Below are 3579 nucleotides of genomic sequence, written 5' to 3'. Positions count from 1 at the left end.
AATTCATAATGAGCGCCAGTAGCGAGTCAGCCTAGTCAATATTTTTGATTCCGGCAAAAAAGAAATCATGCAAATTCCTTGCTCCCCATCAAGCTCGAAGCATTGCGCGGATACTCGCGTTTTGATATTGGGTTGCCGTCGTGAGAATCGAAATACGCAAAAATCACTCACAGGAGTGGTCTGATTATTGATGCGTAACAGGATGGTTCGTCAGGATGTTGGGGCACCGGTGAATATCAACGTCATTCTGGATTATCCCCGGCCATGTATTGGTCTGCGAATGCAAAAATATGGCTGGCAAACAACGTCAGTCCCTTGACCAGACTGACCAGTGGAAAGACAGCCCTATCGGCTCCGAGAGAGGGCTGACCATTGGCCCTGCGGAAGTCTCTGGGAAATTTTTTATGCGCTTCCAGGGGATGTAAAGCTGCTGGGTACAGTATTTTATCCAGATGCCCGGTTCGCTTTAAGTGTTCTGAGTAGCACTCACTGGAAAGGGTAGATGCACAAGGGTCTGTGACCTCATCAGGTTGCGGGGCAGTCCAGTAAAGGATCTCCTGAGCTGTACGAGTCAACCATGAACGGTATTTGGCATCGTCAAGCCGCATAAATGTTTGCAATCTTGATTTGGGCTGTCGTTCTTTTTCTTTTGCAAACAGACCCGAAAGGTATTCGTTCAGTAGCTGTTCAATAAAGTTTTCTGTCTCTTTCACGGCCTGTGGAATTTGATAATGATAATCCGGGGATTCCCGACGCAAGCGTGATCTTAACAACACGGCTGCCAACAGGTTTTCGCACAGAGCATTGGCAAAGCTTAGCCGCTGAAAAACCTCAGGAGTATAACCCGACGTTTTTGAGTTTCTGGCAGTCAGGCCGCTTTTCATAGAGCCGTAAAACTCAATATCGCCCCAATCCCGTAACCCATTCCAGCCAAATTGAGGACGTTCAATAGCTTCGATCCAGCGTTCAAATTTGCCGGGTAATGGAAAGGCAAAAAAAATCGTGTTCTTCAACAACGGGCTTAGGAACACCCAACGACATCCGCTACAGTGAAATGCTTGCATCGTTGACGCAGGCATAATGCCAAAGTTGCCATTCAGTACGCCAATATCATGAATGCTATTCAATAGACCCCGTTCAGCAGCAGCGTAAGGAGTGCTGGTTTCATCAGGAGTGTGGGCGTACTTGCTATAGTTGTCCGTCGCCTGGAAATAGTAAACCAGGAAGGCTCTTTCACCATCAACATAGTTCACTTGTAAACGGTCAGTGAAACCTTGTGTACTCTGGGGAAGATCCTTTTCCAGTACGACGAGAAAATCGCCAAAACGGGGTTTCTGGCTTTTCAAGCGGTCATTTTTGGCAATAAATTCATGCATAATGCCTTCTCGCGCCAGGGTAGCCAGAGACTCTCCAACCCGTTGGAACTTATAATGATCAACCACCTCACCATTGGCTATTGCCAGTGTACGACCATCAACGATGGTGCCTTCTTTCTCAAAGAGTGTTAATGGATGTTGACCGGGATAAACCCGTTGAAAGGGTGTTTCACCCGCACGAGCAAATCTTGATTGTAACTGACGACCGGACTCTTCATCCGCAGGATGAAAGCCAAATCCTCGGGCAGCTGCAGCCACTACCAATCCGAATGCCGAAGTATTGGGCAGTTGAAATTTGAGAGGATTAACGGGTTCTGTCAATTGGTCAGAAGAATCCAGTTTAAAGAAAAGTGCCGGATCTTTGAGAAAGTCCAGAGTATCATCCAGTAATGGCCGTGGAAGGCGTTTTTGCCAAGTCCTCAACAATTCTAATTTATCGGCAACTAACTTTTGTGCAAGTACGTGTATGAATTTTTGCCGGATTATTGGGTCAGCGCTGCATTTCTCCAGATACTCTTTGTCTTTAAAAAAGTACAAAAAACATGCATTCTGTTCAATATAGTCAAGTACAATCTGAGGGTTGTCGGGCCGTAAGTTCCTGGTCAGAAAGTGGTCAATCCCCCTGCCAAAGGGCTCAGACTTCAGCACTATGTCGTCTTGCGCTTTCAGGAGTCCCTCCGGAAGTTTTTCGCGTTTCTCATTCTGATTAGGCATATATTGATAAACAATATTCAGGACATGGGTTTTAAAATCGTTATCGGCATTCACCTTTTCAAAGAATTCATCAAGGAGAGAAACATGAAAACCCCGGCTTACTTCGGGTCTACTGTTTAATATTTCCAACAATGAGTCCTTTGCTGCATCGACTAATACCTTAGACAAACGTTTATTAAAATATCCAGCATAAACTAAAACAAAAGGGTTGGCTTTTATCAATCTTTTTAATAACAAATCAAATTTTTCTCTGTCTGCTTTATATCTCTTTGAGGCAAAAGAATATACCTCTTCTAAGCAGAGATCGTAACCACCTTCGAATAAAGAATTAAATCTATGAAACATTTCCAAATCAACTGTGACAGCTTTGAGCAGTAGTTCTTCAAAAAAGACAGGGTCTCTGGTAAACATATTGTATCTACCAGAGAAAGGAGATAAAGCAGATAAACCGGAGAAACCAGAGAAAATCACACCGAAATTAAGATACCAATGATTACCATTGATTGAATCCAGGATAGATTCTTTTGTCATAAAATGAGCCGGAACCTCTGACAATTGACACAAGCCATCTGCTAATTGTGAAAGGCAGTACTCTTTATTTTTATTTTTAATAGGCTCCGGAAGGTCTCTAAGCTCTATCATTCCTGAACGAATAAGTTCTTCGTATAATTCATCATTTTCACTTTTAAAACTGGCTGGGAGTGCTTTCAGGGATTTTATTTTCGCCGTAATATCCAGATAACCATAAATAAAAGCTGCCAGCTCGGGTGGTGTACCGAAAGGAATACCATTGAGCCTTGAGTATTCAATAAGAAAATCATGATCTTTTTTCAATTCATCAGGTAGTTGAGTGTATCCATATCGATCGTAGCCATACCCGGAAAGATTATTCTTAACCAATAACATATCTTTTGTTACTTTATCTTTTGGTATTTCGTTAAATTTTAAAATACCATTCCTTACAAATCCTTTTATCAAGGCAGGTGACTCTAAATAAGGACCATACCTATCTTTTCCAAAATTTATTGGTGAAAAATAGTCGACAACGTTCATAAATTCATCTTCTGTGAATTCGTGGACTCTATCATCAACAAGTTTTTGAAGCAGCTCGACTTGTTTTTCGGTAAAAATAGCGGTGTTCACAACCGGACTGGCTTTGAATCTTTTGAAAGATCCGGATGATGAGGCTCCGGGCTCTACCATAAAATTTTTAAATACACTGGGGTGCAGTCCCCATAGAATCGGTAGAACGGTGCGATGCTTTTCTGAATTCCAGATACTCCCCTCTGGCGTCAACGTTTTAACAAGTAGCTGCAACGGTGCCACAAGTTTACCGTGTGAGGGCGCTATGGCCGTTTCAAGGTTTCCTTCATTATGTTGCAGGGACGGCTGAAAATAATCATTGTCAGTATTCTTTGCCTCTTGATTGTTTGGCTGAACAGAGGCCATAAAAAAGTGCAGAACCGCCTTTTCCAACAGTTGCAGAATC

General features: G+C 42.7%; 1 protein-coding gene. It reads right to left on the bottom strand.

The features are described 5' to 3' along the window. Positions 1–242: 242 nt before the first annotated feature. Positions 243–3579, bottom strand: a 3337-nt coding sequence (locus KDK16_RS10460; protein WP_257276024.1) for a hypothetical protein, incomplete at its 5' end; no start/stop codon positions are given.

The organism is Endozoicomonas sp. SESOKO4 (genome assembly GCF_024606275.1).
The sequence above is the reverse complement of the archived record's forward strand: the minus strand, read 5'-3'. Positions and strand labels throughout refer to the sequence as shown.